At 44.3% G+C, this 20,344-nt stretch carries 13 protein-coding genes; 6 read left to right on the plus strand and 7 right to left on the minus strand.

The window, feature by feature from the left end; translation table 11 throughout:
* Positions 1 to 55: 55 nt before the first annotated feature.
* Positions 56 to 1,024, plus strand: a complete 969-nt coding sequence (locus QUB64_RS00200; protein ID WP_333270711.1) for a glycosyltransferase family 2 protein — start codon at positions 56 to 58, stop codon at positions 1,022 to 1,024.
* A gap of 81 nt (positions 1,025 to 1,105) precedes the next feature.
* On the opposite strand, the gene QUB64_RS00205 is transcribed toward QUB64_RS00200, so the two are convergent.
* Entirely contained in the window at positions 1,106 to 2,014 is a 909-nt protein-coding gene (locus QUB64_RS00205; protein ID WP_333270714.1) for a DMT family transporter, read from the minus strand.
* Between the two features lie 218 nt (positions 2,015 to 2,232).
* On the opposite strand from QUB64_RS00205, the gene QUB64_RS00210 reads away from it, so the two are divergent.
* Together QUB64_RS00210 and QUB64_RS00215 are read left to right on the plus strand one after the other, a co-directional pair.
* Positions 2,233 to 3,759: an aminotransferase-like domain-containing protein gene (locus tag QUB64_RS00210; protein ID WP_333270716.1), complete on the plus strand. Its 1,527-nt coding sequence runs from the start codon at positions 2,233 to 2,235 to the stop codon at positions 3,757 to 3,759.
* 273 nt (positions 3,760 to 4,032) lie between these two features.
* Positions 4,033 to 4,632: a glutathione S-transferase family protein gene (locus QUB64_RS00215; protein ID WP_333270719.1), complete on the plus strand. Its 600-nt coding sequence runs from the start codon at positions 4,033 to 4,035 to the stop codon at positions 4,630 to 4,632.
* Positions 4,633 to 5,145: 513 nt separating this feature from the next.
* Here QUB64_RS00215 and QUB64_RS00220 read toward each other — a convergent pair.
* Positions 5,146 to 6,159 carry a Gfo/Idh/MocA family protein gene (locus QUB64_RS00220; RefSeq protein ID WP_333270721.1) on the minus strand — a complete coding sequence of 338 codons (1,014 nt, stop codon included), beginning with the start codon at positions 6,157 to 6,159 and terminating at the stop codon, positions 5,146 to 5,148.
* A gap of 652 nt (positions 6,160 to 6,811) precedes the next feature.
* Between QUB64_RS00220 and QUB64_RS00225 the strand changes: the two genes are divergently transcribed.
* Positions 6,812 to 7,111, plus strand: a complete 300-nt coding sequence (locus QUB64_RS00225; protein WP_293129326.1) for a ferredoxin — start codon at positions 6,812 to 6,814, stop codon at positions 7,109 to 7,111.
* Between the two features lie 334 nt (positions 7,112 to 7,445).
* Here QUB64_RS00225 and QUB64_RS00230 read toward each other — a convergent pair whose 3' ends face one another.
* Positions 7,446 to 9,143 (minus strand): SpoIID/LytB domain-containing protein, encoded by a 1,698-nt coding sequence (locus tag QUB64_RS00230; protein WP_333270724.1) that lies wholly within the window; start codon positions 9,141 to 9,143, stop codon positions 7,446 to 7,448.
* Between the two features lie 514 nt (positions 9,144 to 9,657).
* On the opposite strand from QUB64_RS00230, the gene QUB64_RS00235 reads away from it, so the two are divergent.
* Entirely contained in the window at positions 9,658 to 10,893 is a 1,236-nt protein-coding gene (locus QUB64_RS00235; RefSeq protein WP_333270727.1) for an RNA-guided endonuclease InsQ/TnpB family protein, read from the plus strand.
* 106 nt (positions 10,894 to 10,999) lie between these two features.
* On the opposite strand, the gene QUB64_RS00240 is transcribed toward QUB64_RS00235, so the two are convergent.
* From QUB64_RS00240 to QUB64_RS00250, 3 genes are all read right to left on the minus strand, one after another.
* Positions 11,000 to 13,762, minus strand: a complete 2,763-nt coding sequence (locus QUB64_RS00240) for a tetratricopeptide repeat protein (RefSeq protein ID WP_333270730.1) — start codon at positions 13,760 to 13,762, stop codon at positions 11,000 to 11,002.
* Positions 13,763 to 13,766: 4 nt separating this feature from the next.
* Positions 13,767 to 15,146 (minus strand): ATP-binding protein, encoded by a 1,380-nt coding sequence (locus QUB64_RS00245; protein ID WP_333270733.1) that lies wholly within the window; start codon positions 15,144 to 15,146, stop codon positions 13,767 to 13,769.
* 137 nt (positions 15,147 to 15,283) lie between these two features.
* Complete coding sequence (locus tag QUB64_RS00250) at positions 15,284 to 16,471, minus strand: M20 family metallopeptidase (protein WP_333270736.1); 1,188 nt, start codon at positions 16,469 to 16,471, stop codon at positions 15,284 to 15,286.
* A gap of 295 nt (positions 16,472 to 16,766) precedes the next feature.
* On the opposite strand from QUB64_RS00250, the gene QUB64_RS00255 reads away from it, so the two are divergent.
* Complete coding sequence (locus QUB64_RS00255; RefSeq protein ID WP_333270738.1) at positions 16,767 to 18,221, plus strand: glycosyltransferase family 87 protein; 1,455 nt, start codon at positions 16,767 to 16,769, stop codon at positions 18,219 to 18,221.
* A gap of 127 nt (positions 18,222 to 18,348) precedes the next feature.
* Here QUB64_RS00255 and aspS read toward each other — a convergent pair whose 3' ends face one another.
* Positions 18,349 to 20,136, minus strand: coding sequence for an aspartate--tRNA ligase (gene aspS / locus QUB64_RS00260; protein ID WP_333270741.1), 1,788 nt, complete (start codon positions 20,134 to 20,136; stop codon positions 18,349 to 18,351).
* Positions 20,137 to 20,344: the final 208 nt, after the last annotated feature.

Raw genomic sequence — 20,344 nt, forward strand, 5'->3', positions numbered from 1 at the left:
ACTTTTGATTTATTTGATTTAACCGCTGACACCAGATTTTCCAACACCAACTGAGATGAACGATCTACCTAAGTATTCCTTGATAATTCCCATCTATAACGAAGAAGAAAATCTCGCTGAATTATACCGGCGAATTAGTGCCGTGATGGATCGAATGGACGGCCCAGTAGAATTAATTTTAATCAATGATGGCAGTCGCGATCGCTCTCTGGAAATCCTGCGAGATTTGCACGAAAAAGACTCGCGAATTTGTTACCTCAGTTTGGCGCGCAATTTCGGTCACCAAATAGCTGTAACTGCTGGGTTAAACTTTTCTAGCGGTCAAGTTGTAGTCATCATGGATGGCGATTTGCAAGATCCGCCAGAGCTAATTCTAGATATGGTAGAACAGTGGCAGATCGGGTATCAAGTTGTTTACGCTCAACGCACTCAACGCCGTCAAGAAGGTTGGTTTAAGCGCTTGCCAGCTTATATGTATTATAGGATTTTGCGCCATCTTGCTGATGTTGATATTCCCATAGATACAGGGGATTTTTGTTTGATGGATCGGTGTGTTGTGGAGGTACTAAACGCAATGCCAGAACGCAATCGCTACATTCGGGGACTGCGGGCTTGGATTGGTTTTAAACAAACTGCGGTTAAGTTTGAACGAGATCCGCGTTTTGCTGGCGATGTTAAGTATACTTTTAGCAAATCTTTGAGTTTGGCGATGAATGGTTTAGTGTCTTTTTCAAAGGTGCCTCTGCGACTTTCGATTTATCTGGGATTATTTGCTGCATTTGTATCTGTTTTAATGGCTTTTTTGGTTTTGTATTGGCGTCTTTTCTATCCAGGTTCGCCATTAACTGGTTTGACAATTGTGATGATGGCGGTTTTCTTTTTGGGTGCGGTGCAGTTGGTTAGTATTGGGATTTTGGGTCAGTATGTGGGGCGGATTTACGAGGAAGTGAAGGGCAGGCCGCTTTATACGCTGGCTGAAGTTGCTGGTTTTGCCGATCGCCAAAACCAACAAAAATCATCTTAGCAAAAGTTAACTAATCTTGCCTAAATTTCCTAATTTGTGTTAACATTTAAGGAATCGCGCCCAACAAAAATTTCCTTCGGATCACAAATTTGCTGCTTGCTTAATTGATGCTTTTTTACCCGCTGCGACGCAGGCTACCACTAAACAAGCGCTGCCTAGGGCGATCGGCTGCACAGTTTCACCAAGCAAAATAGCCGATGTCAGGATAGTCAAAAACGGTTGCAATAGCTGAATTTGCCCTACCCTGGCAACTCCGCCAATGGCCATCCCCTCATACCAGGCAAAAAATGCTACAAATTGACTGACAAAACTCACATAGGCAAAACCCAACCAGGCACTCGGTGCAGCTATTAATCCTTGTTTTAAAACCACAAATATTGTCGGCAAAACCTCGAAGGGAGCGATAACTATCAATGCCCAACAGATAACTTGCCACCCGCCTAAAGTCTTAGCTAATCGCCCACCTTCGGCGTAACCAAAAGCAGCAGCAATTACTGATGCAAATAAAGCTAAATCTGCGGCTTGGAGTTGCCCTGCACCACTAATAATTCCAAAACAAACAACAGTTAGACTTCCGGCGATACTAGCAATCCAAAAGCGAGAAGATGGCCGATCGCCCGATCGCAAAACTCCCCCGATTGCTGTTGTCAAGGGCAAGATTCCTAATACTACAGCGCCGTGGGCGGCAGGTACTCGCTGCATTGCCCAGGCTGATAATAGCGGAAATCCGACAACCACTCCCAATCCGACAACTAATAAACTCCACAATTGCCGTTTAGAGGGAATAGGTTGAGCTGTTATTTTCAAAGTAACTGCTGCTAGTGTAGCTGCTACTAATCCGCGTCCTAATCCTACAAAAATAGGGTCTAAGTCCTGTACTGCTGCTCTGGTTGCTGGCAGTGTTAAGCTGAATCCTACTACGCCTAGGAAACCGTAAATTAGCCCGATTGTTTCTGGATCGAATTGGTAATGTTTCCAGTATAATTTCATAAGTAGCAATGTTTTTGATAATTGGTGTTACCAATTCACTTTATGGAAAAAATTGCCATCTGTGAAGATACGGTTTGGGAGATTTTGACAAGTACAGTTTCTCAATCCACCAACTGTTTTGGTAAAAGATCTGAAAACTGTACCGGGTAATTGGATAGAGTAATCGCTTATAATGTGGCTATAGCGGTTTTCGGTTGGGGACACGGCAGAGCGGTGTCTTGTATTTCATCGAATTGAAAATTGCGATCGCCCTGTACTGTCACGAGCGAATATGTGCTGTGAAAATACCCTTAGACAGACAATCTCCCAAACCGATTTATTTGCAAATTCGCGATCGCCTCAAGCGACTGATCCAGTCTGGGACATTACCACCTGGACAACGCCTACCTTCAATTCGATCGCTAGCTAAAACCTTGCAAGTTGCTCGATTGACGGTCATTGAAGCTTACGGGGTTTTAGAAGCAGATAGCTTGATTTATGCTCGCCAAGGCTCTGGATACTTTGTCAGCCATCAAACAGTGCCCACCTCTAGACTGGGAACAGCTTTTCCGTCCCTTCAAGATGCGATCGTCCCAGACAAAGATGGAGGCGGTTTTTGCGATCGCTTCTTGGCTTCAATTCAGGTACAATCGGAAACAGGAATTACTGACTTTAGCTCAGGCTTTCCCCGTCCTTGGGGATTGCAAGACTTGCAAAAAATCGCCAGACGAGCCGTCACCGAAGCCGGAGATACGCTGTTTAGATACGGTTTTCCTGGGGGACAGCCGATTTTGCAGCAACAAATTGCTCAAATGTTGGTGCAACAAGGACTCGATATTGCTCCTGAACAATTGATTCTGACTAATGGATCTCAACAGGGATTGTCTTTAGCGATGCGTCATTATGTCCAAGCGGGCGATCGGGTAATTGTAGAAGCACCAACTTATCACGGAGCACTTGCTATTTTAGAAGATATTGGAGCCATAATAGTCGGCATTCCCATGACTGGAGAAGGGATGAATTTAGCTATTCTAGAATCTTGTCTCCAGACTCACCGCCCTAAATTAATTTACACGATCAGCACGCTGCACAATCCTACAGGCTTGACAACTTCTCAAACTCATCGCCAGCAGTTATTAGCATTAGCCAGTAAATATAAATGCGCCATTTTAGAAGATAACGCTTACGAAGGACTAAATTTTCAGCCTGTTCCTCCACCTATTAAAGCCTTAGACCAGCAAAACCTGGTAACATATATCGGTACTTTCTCCAAAACTATAATCCCAGGTCTGCGAGTTGGTTGGATTATCGTTCCAGATGTCAACTATCAGGCGATTATGAGACAAAAATTATTGCACGATTTTCATGTATCAACTATTTCTCAGGCAATAGTTAGTGAATATCTGGCTTCCGGTCATTACCGCCGACATTTGAATCAGATTCGGATGCAAAACTTGCAGAGCAGAAATGCCATGCTGCAAGCTTTGGAGCGTTACTTTCCACAGGAAGCAAGTTGGACTGTGCCTGAAGGTGGATTGTTTTTATGGGTGCATTTACCCAATTGCTTGTCAGTGCAAACAATTTGTCAAGAGGCTTTATCTCAGGGGATTTTGATTGCTTGCGGTACTGCCTTTTTCCCCGATAGAAAAGGCTATCCAGCAATGCGATTGAATTTCTCTTTGTTGCCTGAAGAAATTGAACGGGGTATCGCTATTGTTGGTAAGTTACTCCAGCGACATCTGATATCGAATCTGAAAGCTGTATGAACTATGCGGACTGAAGTCCGCACTACGAACCTTATTTATTGCGGACTGAAGTCCGCACTACGAATCTTATTTATTGCGGACTGAAGTCCGCACTACGAACCTTATTTATTGGCGAAGAGTCCGCAGCCTGAGAGCGGACTGAAGTCCGCACTACGAACCTTATTTATTGCGGACGGAAGTCCGGATATGATATTAATCTCTCTCTCTCTCTTTTTCTTTTTTCTGCTTCTCTTCCTCAGTGTAATCTGCGGTTAGTTCAAAACAAGGATACTTATGTTCAAACTCTACGAATATTCCCCTTCGGGCAATTGCTATAAAGTTCGATTGCTCTTAACTCAGCTCAATATTCCGTTCGATCGCACAGAAATTAATATTCTCCAAAAAGAAAGCCGCACACCAGAATTTTTGGTCAAAAATCCCAATGGGCGCATTCCGGTTTTAGAGATTGCACCGGGTAAGTTTGTGTTTGAATCGAATGCGATTATGTTTTACTTGAGCGAAGAAACTGAGTTTTTCCCCAGCGATAAACTTGAACGCGCTCGAGTCATGCAGTGGTTGTTTTTTGAGCAGTACAGCCACGAACCTTTTATTGCAACTTCTCGTTTTTGGTATTTGACAGGGAAAGCTGAGGAATATCAAGCAGCACTGCAACAGAAACAAGCACCGGGTTATGCTGCTTTGGGGGTGATGGAACAGCATTTAGAAAAAAATGACTTTTTTGCGGGCGATCGCTATTCTATTGCTGATATCGGTTTATTTGCTTACACGCACGTTGCTGGGGAAGGCGGATTTGATTTGACTGGGTTTGGGGCCATTCAATCTTGGATCGATCGAGTTAAGAATCAGCCTCGATATATTAGGATCACAGATTAAGATTGCAGATTGAGCGAATCAAGAATCAGCCTCGATATATTGGCATTACAGATTAAGATTGCAGATTGAGCGAATCAAGAATCAGCCTCGATATATTAGACAAGATTGCAAAAATCGGAAAACGCCCTGAAATTATCTGCGTTTATCTGTGTTTATCTGTTTGATATCTGCGGTTGCAGGATCGATCCTTCGACTTATGCAATCTTGTCTATTGGCCAATACGGTTCACTTAAGACCGATCCCCCCTAACCCCCCTTAATAAGGGGAGTAGGGGGTGGGACAAGAAGCTCTTAAAGTCCCCCTTCTTAAGGGGGATGCGAGGGGGATCTCCGGGTATAAGGAATCGATCGTGAACCGTATTGGTCTATTGGCATTACAGATTAAGATTGCAGTCGGCGGTTGAAACCGATCCTACACAGACAAAACCCGCCTCTGCGGGTTGAAGAGTAAGGTGCGCCACAAGCACCTTTGCACGTACTCAGCCTAAAAAATGGTTGGTTGCGTAAGTTTTATTTATGAATTGTCGATCGCTATTTTTTGCCTGGTCTCGCTCGATCGCCTTGCAGCATCCGCTACCTTCAAAGCGTACAAACTACTGGTATTGTTGACGTACAAGGGCGTACCGTTTAACAAACAGTCTAACACCATATCCGTATCCTTAGCAAACAAACCGCGCCTCGTTCCTACTGGGATAGTCTGGCGATTTTCTCCCTGAATTAATTGACCGGATTCGGGAGTAAAAATTAGCGTTCCGGCTTCTCCGTAGATGGTAAAAATGTTTTCTGACTGCCAAAAAGTCTCTCCTTTTCCATAAACAGCTTCAGCGACAGCGCCATTGGTAAAGCGTAACTGTGCGTTGCACAAACAAGCTTTGTAGAAATCCGGTTGAGTGTCCCAAAATTGAGTTTGACAGTTAACACTTGTCACTTCCCCGAACAAATCAGTAAATCGGTGCAGTCGAGAAATTGCCCCGATTAAGGGAAACCCAAATAGGGAATGCTGAAAAGTCCAGCGCTGCGGTACGGTACGCTGAGGGGTAATAGTAACGTAGCGGGCATAAAAAACTTTACCGATTAATGGTAAGGATTCTTTGATTGAGGAGTGCAAACCGCCTAACAGTTCGATATGTTCGATGTGGAGGAGTTTTTGCTTTTGGGCGGCAAGCTCGATCGCCCTTTGAGCCTCAGATACGTCTAAAGATAGAGGATATTCGACCACAACGTGCTTGTCATTTTCCAGCGCCGCCAGGACGATCGCCCCGTGATCCCGGTTCACCGTACATACAATTACCAAATCTAAATCGTCTCTTTCTACCAGCTTGCGCCAAGAAACCGCAGCCTCGGCGCCGAATGTTTGACAAAATGCTGCGGTTTTATCTGGGTTGTGGCCCGCCACTGCTACCAAGTTCGATCGGGCGTCAGCTACCAGCGTCTGGGCCCTCAACTTAGCAGCAAAACCAGTACCCACAATCCCCACGCGAATTGGAGAATTTACTGCAAAACCAATGCCAGTATTAATTTGAGTCATAGGATTTTAGGTTTTAGATTTGAGATTTGAGATTTTAGTATAGTTAAAGACTTGCACCCAAGTCTGGTGCGGTATGTCGCAACCGCCACATCGGGCGCGGACATAAATAAAATCATGAACAAAGCCGATACCCGTTAAGCATAAATGGTTTGATGCCCGTACTGTGCAACAGTCCGCTGTGCAACCCTTCGACTTCGCTGACTGACAAGCTATCCACTGTCAACTAGGAGGGCCCGCACGCACCATCCACCGCCCCTACCACAGGTCAACTGTCAACTGTCCACGGCTGCGGGGACAAATTCCAGCAAGTCTGGCTGAAAGTCGATCGACATACCGCATACCAAAACCCCGGTTTTTGCGCTGTACGCCACAAAACAGGATTTTTAAGAGAAACCCGGTTATTTTGCGTAAGTCTTGCGGCAACAGTATCACACGGCTGATCCCAACATAGGTATAAGCAATCAAGATGAAATTAGAAAAAGTTATAACGAATCCCATTCAAATTTTTTGTAAATAAGTGTTGCAAGCTTACTTCTTTCCCCTACTATCATAAAGGGAACGAACCTAGGAGCTAACCTCAAAGCTAATAGAGCCTTGAAGTTTGCATTAGGAAAACTTATCAATATTGTTGAATTTTTGAGAGGATTAGTGCATGGCAACTTACAAAGTTACCCTCATCAGCGAAGCCGAAGGAATCAACCAGACCATTGACGTTGATGATGATACTTACATTCTTGATGCTGCCGAAGAAGCAGGACTCGACCTCCCGTATTCTTGCCGCGCTGGAGCTTGCTCCACCTGCGCTGGCAAAATTACTGCTGGCGAAATTGACCAATCTGACCAATCTTTCTTAGATGACGACCAAATCGAGGCCGGATTTGTTCTGACCTGCGTCGCTTATCCTAAGTCTGATTGTACGATCGAAACTCACCAAGAAGAATCCCTCTACTAAGAAAGGATTCACAGGCGCGATGCGCTAATTGACCCGGTTTCTTGTTTGCGTAATTGAGATATTTAAGCTCAATTACGTGAAGAAACTGGGTTTTTGTGTTGAAAGACGGCGACAGAGATAGGAGGGCGGTTGAAACGGCTCGTCTTCTTGTCCCAAGCGAATTGTCTTATAAACCAAAATGCTTGGGTTAACACTGTTTATCGCCCGGAGATCCCCCTCGCATCCCCCTTAAGAAGGGGGACTTTGAGTAACTTCTTGTCCCACCCCCTACTCCCCTTTTTAAGGGGGGCTAGGGGGGATCTGTCTTCACCCAAGCGTATTGTCTTAATCCCAACTATTCCCGCCAAAATGTAATGGAATCGTTAAGCGGTACAACTTGAGCGCCGGGAAAATAAAAACTCAGAATTCGATCGCCATTCCAGCCCAAATTAGCTAAATTGTAAGAACCGGTCTGACTCATTCCCACGCCGTGTCCGAAACCGCCTCCGACAAAAGCATAACCGTTAAGGCTTTGATCCCCATTGTAAATTGGATCGAGGTAAAAAAGCGTGCTAATCGGCGGGAAAAAAGCATTGCGAATCTCGTCTTTGTCAATATCGATGGGGCCCAAGTCAGTTTGTACCTTCATTTGCAAAACTCTACCTGCGGCCGATCTTTCCACCACTTCAACTTTTGTGAGAGTTTTAAAATTAGCCAGCGGGTGCTTTTTCTTCTGAAGATACTGTTTGAGAAACCCACCAATCGATGTCAATGAAGCTTCTTCGCGCCAGCGGAAGGTGTCTTCTTTTTCCTCATTAAACCCTGCTTTCAGAGTCATAAAGCGGCGGAAGTTGTTTTCGTCAGACAAGCTCTGCTTTGACAAATCCCAGACGTTCTTGGGGGAATCGACGATCGATCGCAAATACGGACGTTCGGGGCCGTGCCACACATCGCCAAAAGTCGCCGTCACGCCGCCGCTAGACGCGGAATAGAGCGCGTCTACTAGCTGATTTTCGTAAGTTAGCACTAAACCGCTCGTTTGGGCGATCGCCTTGTCGCTTTGCGGGAAAACCTCCGTCAAACCTTTATAAACTTGACAGTTAACATCAGCGCACAACTCGTAATTATCCACAGCAAAGCGGCGCAAATTTCTCAGGGCGTAAGTTCTCGCCAAAATAGTTTGAGCGACAATTGAAGCGTAGGGCGAAAAAGCTCCAATTTCGTGAGGAACCACACCCCGCAAATAAGTTTCAGTCGGCACATTATTTACTAAAGTATAAGTGCCGTAAGAATTTTTTTGTAATTGCAAACTGCCTCCATAACGGCTAGTTTGTTGAATAGCTTTTTCTGGATCAGTAGCTGTCGCCTCTTGGGTAGTTTGTTCCAATACCTCAATGACATTTTTTCCCGCCGTCACATCCAACTCATTGCGGTTGAAACGAAAGCCATTTAAAAGCCAAAAAGCCTGGGGTATTTGTTTAAAAACTTTAGTATCTAAAAAAGCTGTTCTATTACCTTGAGCTTGCAAACTTTGCAACAGCCAGCGCCGCACCAAAGGAGAATTGTAAGTATCTCTTTTCGCCCAAACTTGCCAGCGCAAAGGTTGAGCAATTTCCACATCAATTCCCTTAGCGCGCCACTGATTCGCGCTATCTTCTGCACTCTCAAAACTGCGGTGGGAGCTCAGAACAACTCGTTCTTCTACTAATGGCGCTTCCAGAGGTTTACTGGCGATTTCTAGCTGGATGCTAGCAGCAGTTTTAGTTTCTATGCCTTGGGGAGTTTTGTAACTTAATGTTAAGCTGTCGCCCGGTAATGCTTTCAGCGTCAGTTTATCTGTTGCTTTAGTGCCAAACCGCTGCACCACGCCGATTTTGATGGGTCGATTTTGGGGAGTTTGGGCGTATCCCGGAGCACTGAAAAGGGGCATCAGGCACAATGCGGCGAAAACAGTGCTAGAAATGCAGCTAAACCATTTGTAACTGGGAGTTGGAGGTGCTTGAGCGAACACGGTTGTGTGTCTCCCGATAGTTGAAATTTGGGGATTTTTCATTGTACGTTAGCACATTTGGCGGCTGCGGAGAGCGGAATTCCCGAAGATAGCTGCGATAAATCCCAACAAAAGAGCGACAATCTCGCAGCGACGCACCTTGCAAAATAATCGTGATCTCAGAAACCGGGTTTCTTCGTAGATTTCTCGCTACTAAACGCAAAATTTCGTAGAAACCCGGTTTCTAGCCTCCCATGAGAAGCCCTGAAAATTTAAGTACAGGTGCGTCGCTACTAGAAAATTCGATATTTAGTTGGGGATTTTCTGTGGCGACGCACCCTACGACTACTTTAAAGAGACTATTTAAGGCGATCAATCTATCAAACGCATGAAAGTTTTGTAACGGCCTACCCTGCGAGAAAGATGCCCCTAACCCGACAACTGTCAGGGAATTAATTCCCTGCTCTCCCCAGAGTTACGATGGTAGGGAGCGAGCACAAAACGAACAACCACCTCGTGCTTGACAAAGCTACACAGTAATTTTATACTCAACATAGATAAGCCGTCAAAATATTTCGTGCAATACCAAGCCATCAAAGTTAGAATCTATCCAACGCAAAGCCAAGAACAAAAATTGGCTCAAGCATTTGGTTGTTCGCGTTGGTGGTGGAATTTTGCCCTGAATAAGTCGATCGAGACTTACCAACAAACAGGTAAATGGATAGGACAAGCAGCGCTAAATGCCTTATTGCCGAAACTAAAGAAGCAAGAAGAAACATCTTGGCTAGCTGATTGTCACAGTCAGGTATTGCAGGCTACTACTCTCAAATTAGTTACAGCTTATAAAAATTTATTTGAGGGTCGCTCCAGATTTCCTAAATTCAAGTCAAAGAAAAGTAAGCAATCAATTCAATATCCTCAAAACGTCAAAATATTAGCTAATAACACGATTAAAATTCCTGGTGAAGTTGGGGAAGTGAGAGCTAAGATTCATCGACCGATTGATGGAAAAGTGAAAACTGTTACAGTGAGCAAAACACCTGCTGGAAAATATTTTGCCTCGATCTTGGTTGAGACAGAGGGCGAAAAGCCACTGAGATCGATTGAAGGAAATGTAATAGGTATTGACTTAGGTGTGAAGGACTTTGCAGTAACTTACGATGGAGAGAAAGTATCTAAATATAGGAATCCCAAACATTTAGCTGTGCATGAAAAAAATCTCAAGAGGAAACAGCAAAAATTAGCCAGAAAAGAAGATGGTAGTAACTCAAGGTTCAAAGCAAAAAAAATAGCGGCTAGGGTATACGAGCGAGTATCAAACGCACGTCAAGATTTTCTACACAAGCTTTCGCATAAGCTAGTCAACGAAAACCAAGTTGTCGTAGTAGAGAATCTTAATGTCAAAGGCATGGTGCGAAATCATAACTTAGCTAAAGCAATATCTGATTGTGGATGGGGAATGTTCACTAATTTTCTAGCCTATAAATTAGAACGTAAGGGTGGAAAGTTAGTAGAGATAAATAGATGGTTCCCTAGTTCCAAACTCTGTTCTAATTGTTTCTATAAAATAGATGAAATGCCACTCGATGTAAGGGACTGGATTTGTCCCCATTGTGGTACTCATCACGATCGAGATGGCAACGCTGCTGCAAATATTAGAACAGAAGGAATCAGAATGCTACAGACGGATGGAACAGCCGTTTCTGCTGTAGGAGGGGAAGTAAGACCTCATAGCGGGCGCAAGTCTGTTTTGAGGCATTCGCCTGTGAGTACAGAAGCCCCCATCAAACCGCTTGCGGTTAGTGGCGGGTAGTTCACATTCTTGTATTAGTTTACCTCTTAGAGCGCTCTATTTGATTATTCCCCAACTCAAGAAGTCTCAAAGTATCACTTACCCATCACTCTAAATTTTTCAATTCCTATGGTTTGTTTAGTTGTTGCCATACTACTCCCATTGTAATGAAATTCCCAATTAAGCTAATGCTAAACATAGTTATTAAAATAATAATCGGCCCACCATATCGCTCTTTTATATCTGCTTCTGCTTTGGCATATAGATCTTTTATATCTGATTCTGCTTGTGCTAACAACTGTTGGCACTCCTCTGTTAGTTTTTCTGCTGTCTGCGTTATAGCTTTAACTTCCTGAAGTTTTTCCCTTATTTCTAATAATTTCGCATTTTTTAATTGGCGGACAAAAGGTACTAAATAATCGTGAACAAGTTGATAGCGTTTCGGAGTTGCCGGCATTTCTAATACCAATCCTGATTTAACGACCATCTCTAAAACCAACTCTAATTCTACTAACTCTATTCGTAAATCTGCTGCTAATTCAGCCAAAGTTTTCTGAGGACGAGTGTTGTTTTCATCCGTCAGCAAGTACAAGATAACTTCGGCAATATCTTTATTCTCCTTACCACAATCTGCGATAACTTCATCTAAAAACTCCTCAACCAGTTTGAGCTTTGCTCGATCGCCAAGTTCCTGATATTCACTCAGTCGAGTAATCTGCCGTTTTTCCAATTGCGTCCCCACAATTTGCAACTCAATCGGCCGCACTTCGCCGAGTTTACCTGCCAAATCTTCGATCAGTGCGTTTGCCAAATTATCATCTAAGTAAAATTGAGACCGTTCTGTTAAGCTTTGGACAACAAGTTTAGCATCTGCAATCGAAAAATTACCTAAGTAATAGCAGATGTGTTTATTGAGAATATCATTATCAATAATTGATAAATTGGTCGTTCGATTCCACTCCAACAAGTAGAAAAGATAATCTTCCCGCAGCGACAGGATAATTTTGAGATAGCTAATCCGCAAACATTCAGCCAAAAAATCATATAACTCTCGCCTGCGACTTTGGTCTTGATAAGCCAAGAAAAATTCTTCAAATTGGTCAAAGATTAGTACCGTCAATAAATTGCGATTTTCATTAAGTCGCAATTGTTCTAAAATAGCTGCGGGCGTGTCAATAGAAGTAGATAAACTCACACCTTTTATTTTGTCAATTCCTGAATTCAAACACTGACCGCAATCCCTCGCCCAATCGTGATAAGACTTCAATAAAACAGGCAATACGTCCCGCGCTTCAAAAGTTGTAAGTTGCAGTGCGGGAACTAATCCTGCTTGAATAATCGAACTTTTTCCTACCCCAGACTGTCCGTTAATGATTGTCAGCTTGCAAGCAGATGTACCTATCCGTTCAATTATCCGTTTGACATCCTGCGCTCGCCCGGAATTGGTGACAATTTGCTCCACAATTTCAGATTTTGACTTACCAGATTCTAAACCGATATCAATTATTTGCTGTGGTGGCTGCAAGCGACCAGCACCGATAAAAGCTTGCAATCCATATTTGCTTTTAACTTCCTGTTGTTCGAGTTTAACGTTAAATGCTTTTAAATATTCGCCTCGCTCAAAATAGAGTGTTCTCAACTCTTCTAAAATCCTTAGATAAAGCTGCACATCATCTTGAGGCCGCGTATTTTCTTTGGCTGCTTCTAAGTTGTTAACTGCCTCGGACTGTTGACTGAAATTTCGCTGCGCTTTTGCCCAAAGTAACAGATATAAACCAGTCTCTTGTTGGGATACTCCTGCTTGTTTTAAAACCGATAGTGCTAATTTACCTAATTCGCAAACTTTTTCCCACTGAAAACGTTTCAGCGCCACCTCAGCCAAAAATCCATAATCTTGAGCTACTTGACTCGGAGTACCACAATTTTGGTGCATTTCTAAGGCTTTTTCAGCTAATTTTTGCAACTCTTCCCATTTTTGTAAAAGTCGCAGAACTTCGCCGAGTTTGCTAATACATTTAGCAGCTAAATCATGCCGCTGTGCTTGCTCAAAACTCTCCAGAGATTGCTGCAAATACTTTCTAGCTTGTTGCCAATAATTCTGACTTCCAGCCCGGTGCAATTCAGCTTTGCGGTTGTAAGCTTCGGCAATTTTCTCGCAAACAATTCCTTGTCTTTCCCACTGCTGATTTTGCTGCCAAAATGCTAAACTTTGCTGATAATGTTCGATCGCTAAATCTATTTGATTTATATGAAATTCAACTAAACCCTGAATAAATTCCCAACGAGCTTGCAATTCCGGGTCTAATGCCTCTCCCAAACTTGGCAGGCAATTCTCCAGCGACTCAATTTCACAGTCATCTAATTGTAAATTATCAACATTAGCAAAAGCTTCGTCTGCTTTTTGCCGCAACAAATTCATCAAATCATCCGGCGGCATGGTAAACTGAATTGGAGGAGGAGCCCAAGATTTCAGATCGTTAGCCGATCGACTAAATTTAGCCAGCACAGCATCCGTCACCCATAATATCAGCGGAAAAGCAAAATCTTGCTTGAATTGGTCTCGCGCTCTATTAGCCCCAGCTAGCAGGTCATCAATCGCCACCACCGACTCGATACCGACAACTATCAAAGCTTTCGGCGGTTGCTCTTGGACGGCATTAAAAATGGTTTGATAAAGTGTTTTAGTTGCAGGTTCGAGGACTAATTCTTGATATTCAACAGTCGATCGCGCCCGCAATTTGCCAAGAATTGTCGATCGCACGCTAGCATAATTGCAGCGCACTATAGTTAAAGAAAAATTTCCTTGAAAGCGGGCGATCGTCCGTACTAAAGTAGCGATCGATCGCTCGTTTTCTGCTGCAATATCTTCGGCTCGATTTGAGTTTACCATAATCTCAACAATTTTGCTGCTGCCACAGCTTAAATTTGTCAGTTTCCATCAACAGCGGATTCAGCGCAAACCAATTTCCTTGAGTGTCCACATATTCAAACACCCACAGATTCCGCAGCAAATCTTGGTATTCTTTATCCCCGTTAATGCTTTGTTCCTGCATCACCTTAAACAGTAACTCCCACTCATAGTTATCAATACCGCGACTCAGACTGTCGCGAGAACTGCGAATCACCGATTGCAACACATCTTGGGAAATTGGAGGGTCATCTTGCTGCAAGCAACCAAACAGCATCCCCATCAAGTTTCGCAAATGACCGCCGCTGACTCGGCACAATCTATCTAAAGTTTCAGGACTGTCAAAAACCTGGGTAATTAACGCGATTTGTTCCTCTGGCAATACATCTGGAAAAGCCCGCGACATCACCATCTGCCGCAGCAAATCCATCCCCTCAACACATTCGCTACCGTCTCTATTCTTTACTGGCACCATCGGCAAAACTTTCGGGTCAACTCCGCCCCCCAAGCGATTTTTCAAGATTTCGCTTTCATTGCCAAAAGTCAATCCCAGCGGCAGCGTATAAACTAAATGGCAATTCAGTTTTCGCAACTGATCTCCCCGGTCAATAAAGATATATTCTGGCAACATTCGCCCCGCTGCATTCGGTCGAGAAACTATTCGGTCTAAGTTGTCAACAATTACCACCAATCCTTTTTTGCCACGCAGCTTGAGTTGATTAATTGCTGTTTCAATAATTTCTTGATTAATCAATTCTAACATTTTATTAGCTTGCGGTTCCATGTACTGTCTCAGTTTCGATCGCAAATCAGGATTACTTTTAGTTTGGGCAGTAATTTTTGCGATGCCTAAAGGCAAGGAAACTTCCAACTCTCCGTCTGTACTGCCCTTGACTTTGCTGCCAAAAAGTTCTCCTTCAGCTTCTAGCGTGATCGGGGTTTGCAAAAATTCCCAACTACCTTTTAAGAAAGCTCTAAAACCCTGGGGCTGCAAGGCAATCTTGTCCTCTTCCAAGCTTTGGGCGACTCGACGCGCGATCGCCAACATGATATCTGTCAAATCGAGATCCATTTCATCGAGGTCTTGTGTTGACTCAAAATAAACCACATGGAATCCCTCTTTTGTCAACTCTTTTTGCAGTCGCGACAATTCACTAGATTTGCCGCAACCAATGTGTCCGGTAAACAATTGGCAAGTCGGTTTGTCTGGTGATAAACGGCTAATTGTCCGTTTGAGTATGTTAATAATTTTCCCGCCGCGCACTTGGGCAAAATCAATATAATATTGTTGGTCTTCGGCATTGCCTAATACGAGGGAGTGACTGGGGTTGCAGGCATTGCATAATTTATCGAAATCTAGGTTCATAAAAATTTCTAAATTAGGATTGCCGGTGAATGAATCAGGTTCGTAGTGAGGACTTCAGTCCTCTAATTTGGAAAAGGACTGAAGTCCTCACTACGAACCTATCTTAATTTTGGGTAATTGAACGGAAACGATATCACTTACTGGCTTGCTTGCTGTTTCCAATATTGACAAGCAGCATAGGCCAAGGTGACAGCGCCGGTCACAATGGAGGCTTCATCCACCTCAAATTGCGGGTGATGCAGGGGATAATTCGGTTTGTCAGTCAGCCCCACTCCCAAGCGAAACATGGTTCCCGGCGCGTGTTCTAAATACATCGAAAAATCTTCCGCGCCGAGGGATGGTTCTGGTAAAATTTGAACGCGCGATCGCCCTAAAGCTTCTAAAGCCGCACCTTCGACTAATTGCGTCAGTTTCGGATCGTTTTGGACTCCGGGCACGCCGCGCTTGTAGGTAAGTTCGTACTTAGCGCCGTAAGTCGCGCAGACGCTGGACACAATTTGTTCGATCCAAGCCGGTAGTTTTTCGTGGGTTTCTGGATGTAGCGATCGCACCGTGCCCAATAATTTTACGCGATCGGCAATTACGTTTGGAGCTCGCCCGCCGCTAATTTGCCCGATCGTCAAAACCACAGGCCTCAAAGGATTTTGGGTGCGACTAATCGCCTGCTGCAAAGTAGTAATAATCTGAGAAGCAATCCAAATTGCATCGATCGCCTCGTGAGGGCGCGCACCGTGGCCGGATTCGCCAATTACAATCAATTCTAGGTCATCCGCCGCCGCCGTCAGGGCCCCGTGGCGGATACCGATACAACCGCCCGGAATCGTCGGAAAAACGTGCACTCCCAGGATGCCATCAACATCTTGCATCGCCCCATCTTTAATCATCCAGCGAGCACCTTGAGCAATCTCTTCCGCCGGCTGAAACAAAAAGCGGACGTTACCGGGCAATTTTTCTTTTAACTCCGACAATATCATCGCTGCGCCCAAACCAACCGTAGTGTGGATATCGTGGCCGCAGGCGTGCATCACTCCCTCGTTGCGGGAGGAAAATTCTAAATTAGTACGTTCTTGAATTGGCAAAGCGTCCATATCAGTACGAATTGCCAGCCAGCGAGACTCGCTGCTGTTACCTTTGAGTTCGCCGAGGACTCCGGTTTTGCCGATTCCTTCGATCGCGTGGACTCCGCTAGAAGCGAGCACTCCGGCTACGTAGGCGGCAGTTTGATATTCTTGGCCGCTGAGTTCGGGGTGCGAGTGGATGTGGCGGCGAATTTCGGTTAAACGGGGTGCGAGGGTGGCTGCTAGTTCTTGAATGCGGGCAAGCATGGATTATGTTGGGGAGAGCTTTAGTCAACTAGGTTAACGCAAATGCTTGGCTGTGAACTGGGTTGTAGGTGGAAAAAGTGCGAAAGTGCGATCGGGCTTTTTGATAGTAATGCTATTGCGTTGGTGAATCAGATTTTTTTTATTAACCGCAGAGGGCGCAGAGAACGCAGAGAAAAAAGAGTTAGGCATAAACCGGGGATAGGAGTCAATATTCTAGGTTAAAATACTGACTTTAGTTGAACAAATATTGTTGTGATATCATCAAGCAGTAATTTGTTATTTGAAATAATTTAATATGATTAACTTTGGATTGTGGAATTTGATTATCATCATAGCAGTCGCTTTATTTCTCAAACACAATTGGCGACTTGACACCGAAAAAACAGCCTGGTCAAATTCTTTATTTTTAAAACATCATCGGATGCAATGGTTGACTAAGTTATTTCATCAACCGATCGCCCACTTTATTTTACAAACAATTATTGTATTAATTGTAACCAGATTCCTCTGTTATACAGGTTGGCTGGTTTACGATCTGACTCATCGGCCAGAACCGCCTTACTGGGATTTTAAGTGGTTTTATGTAGCCAGTAAATTAGCGCACCAGCATTTGAGTCCCTTTAATGTCGAGGTATTTAACGCTGGTTTCTGTAGGATGACAAAAGTGTGTGGGTTTATCCCATCTTTTGTGTATCCACCTAATATCATTCCTGTGTTTTGGTTTTTGGGTTATTTCCCGATGAAGACTGCATTCACAATCTGGACTGTGCTGCATCTGATAGCAATAGCATTGGTATTGTGGGGAGCAAATATTCTGTTGGAGTCGCACTCACGAGCTTTGAGAACTACTTGCGGTATATCAATTGTATTGCTCTACGGTTTCGTTTTCGACCTGCAAGTTGGCAATGTGGCTAGTTTTATTGCCGTGATGCTGTTGTGGATGTTTATTTTTGCCAGTAAAAATCAGGAGATACTTGCAGGAGTTTTATTGGGAACCGCCATGTTTAAACCAACCTTAGTTATCTTGTTTGTTCCTTATTTTTTAATCAAAAGACGGTTTAAGCTAGTTTGTATATCGATAGTCACGGTAATTTCTCAGGCATTTATCGGTTTAGCTGTAACGGGCAATTCCTTAACAGGATTTCTCCAGGATGCAACTCGTGGCTTTCCACTATGGTTGAACGATCCATCTAACAATCCTTATATTTCTATGACTCGCATCGATTTAAGGGTTTTGGGGCCGAGATTTTTCGCCCACAGTCCGTTAGTTGCTAACCTATTTTCTGATTTGATTATTCTGGTGTTAGTTGGTTTAGTGAGTTGGTATTTTTACCAAGAACAATCTCGCACTGCTTGGTCAAAAAATATTTACTTGTCTGAAATGGTGCTAATTTCCTGTTTGAGTATTGCGATTAACTATTCACAGCCAACCAGTTTGGTGATGCTAGCGCCTGCGGTAGTTTTTTTGCTAAATGATTTGTGTTTTCAGATTAAATATTGTGCCTTTTCTCGGCAAAGAATGTTTGTTTGGTTGTTAGGAGCTGGCTGTCTCTTGGTGCAAACAGCAGTGATTCATCGCTGGCTGTTAGTCTTTCTCGGGAAGCGGTGGAACTGGAAAGCGGGAGAATTGCCTTATCTGCTGAAAGTAACTATTTTTTCATTACCTAGTTATGCGATTTTAGGAATTACCTTAAGTGTTTTAGCCTTAGCAATTACATCTGTTCGTCAAAAAACAGCTCTAGGTTCGTAGTGAGGACTTTAGTCCGCATCAATCATTTTTGCAGGTTTAGGTTCGGAGTGAGGACTTTAGTCCGCATCAACCAATTTTTGCGGACTGAAGTCCTCACTACAAACCTATTTAAAGGTGTTTCATGCAATTATGACTTTGGCGTATAAGTCGATCGCACTTGCAACTCCTTCAACTGCTTGTCATCCACCCCAGCAGGCGCATTCGTCAGCAAACAACCAGCCTGCTGCGTCTTCGGAAACGCGATCACATCCCTGATCGACTCTTCGCCAGCCAACAGCATCACCAACCGATCCAAGCCGTAAGCAATCCCTCCGTGGGGCGGAGTTCCATACTCGAACGCATCCAGCAAAAACCCGAACTTATTGTAGGCTTCCTCAGTCGATAAGCCGATCGCCTCAAACACCTTTTCCTGAACATCCCGCTGGTAAATCCGCAGAGAACCACCGCCCACTTCTGTGCCGTTTAACACCAAGTCATAAGCTTGAGCTCTCGCCGTCTTCAAATCGTGAATATCGTCAGGATGCGGCGCAGTAAACGGGTGGTGGATGGCTTCTAAGCGCTTCTCGTCAGCGTTCCATTCAAACATCGGGAAATCTGTCACCCACAACAGATTAATTTTATCTTTGTCAATCAATCCCAATTCGTTACCGACAAACAAACGCAATCTATCCAAAGTCTTATTGACAGTTGTGGCGTCGGCTGCTGCAAATAACAACAAATGACCAGGTTGTGCGCCAGTGCGATCGAGCAATTCCTGTTTTTGAACTTCAGTCAAATTATCCTTAATTGCGCCGATCGTATCAATTTCGCCGTTATCGCGCACGCGAATGAAAGCCAATCCCTTCGCACCGGCTTCGCTAGCTTCCTTAAACAAATCACCACCCGGTTTAATCCGCACGTTAGAAATCGCATCGTTACCGCCGGGAATCGGCAAAATTTTCACAATTCCGCCCGCAGCCACCGCCCCGGAAAATACCTTAAATCCCGAATCTTTCATCAAATCGGAAACATCGACTAATTCCATACCGAAACGAGTATCCGGTTTGTCGCTACCGTAGCGATCCATCGCTTCGGTGTAAGTCAAGCGCGGGAAAGGACGAGTCAACTCTACGCCTTTCACGCTTTGGAAAATCTGGGAGACTAAACCTTCATTTAATTCGATGATTTCTTCCAAAGACATGAAACTCATTTCCATGTCCAACTGCGTAAATTCCGGCTGTCTGTCGGCGCGCAAATCTTCATCGCGGAAACAGCGAGCAATTTGATAATATCTGTCCATACCCGAAACCATCAACAATTGTTTGAACAATTGCGGTGATTGCGGCAAAGCGTACCAGTCGCCCAAGTTGACGCGGCTGGGTACTAAATAATCTCTCGCACCTTCGGGAGTCGATCGCGTTAAAATCGGTGTTTCAACTTCAATAAAACCCCCAACGTCTTCCAGGTGGCGGCGCATAGCTTTGACAACTTGATGGCGAAGCTGCAAATTCCGACTCATGCGATCGCGCCGCAAGTCCAAATAGCGATATTTCAGGCGCAAATCTTCCCGTACATTTTCATTCTCCGCCGTCGAAATCTGAAACGGTAACTGTTTGCGTACCGCATTCAACAACTCAATCTCGTCAGCATAAATTTCTATTTCACCCGTAGGTAATTTGGGGTTGAGGGAGTCTTCAGGGCGACTGGTGACTCTACCCGTAATTTTAACGACATATTCGCCGCGCAAAGCCTCAGCGCCGTGATATGAGTCGGGGGTGCGTTGCGGATCGCTGACAATTTGCACGATACCCGATCGATCGCGCACGTCGAGAAAAATCACCCCGCCATGATCGCGGCGGCGATCCACCCAGCCGTAAAGGGTGACAGTCTCTCCGATGTGTTTGCTTCGCAGTTCGCCGCAGTAGTAAGTTCTCATGGTTGGGGGTTATGGACTAAAAATAAAGCTTTTTAATTATGCAGTATGCCTGAACATTGTGCTCAATGCAAATTCAAGGGCGATCGCTCAACCGGACGCCGATCTTACCCAAGATCGAGTACAGATCGCGTAGAGCGAGTGGGCTTAACCCCAGTCGAGCAAAAAATGTGCGATCGGCTATTGACATTACCCGTGTCCAGTTAGCAGT

Origin of the sequence: Microcoleus sp. Aus8_D2 (genome assembly GCF_036702665.1) — a bacterium.
Taxonomy (GTDB): Bacteria; Cyanobacteriota; Cyanobacteriia; order Cyanobacteriales; family Microcoleaceae; genus Microcoleus.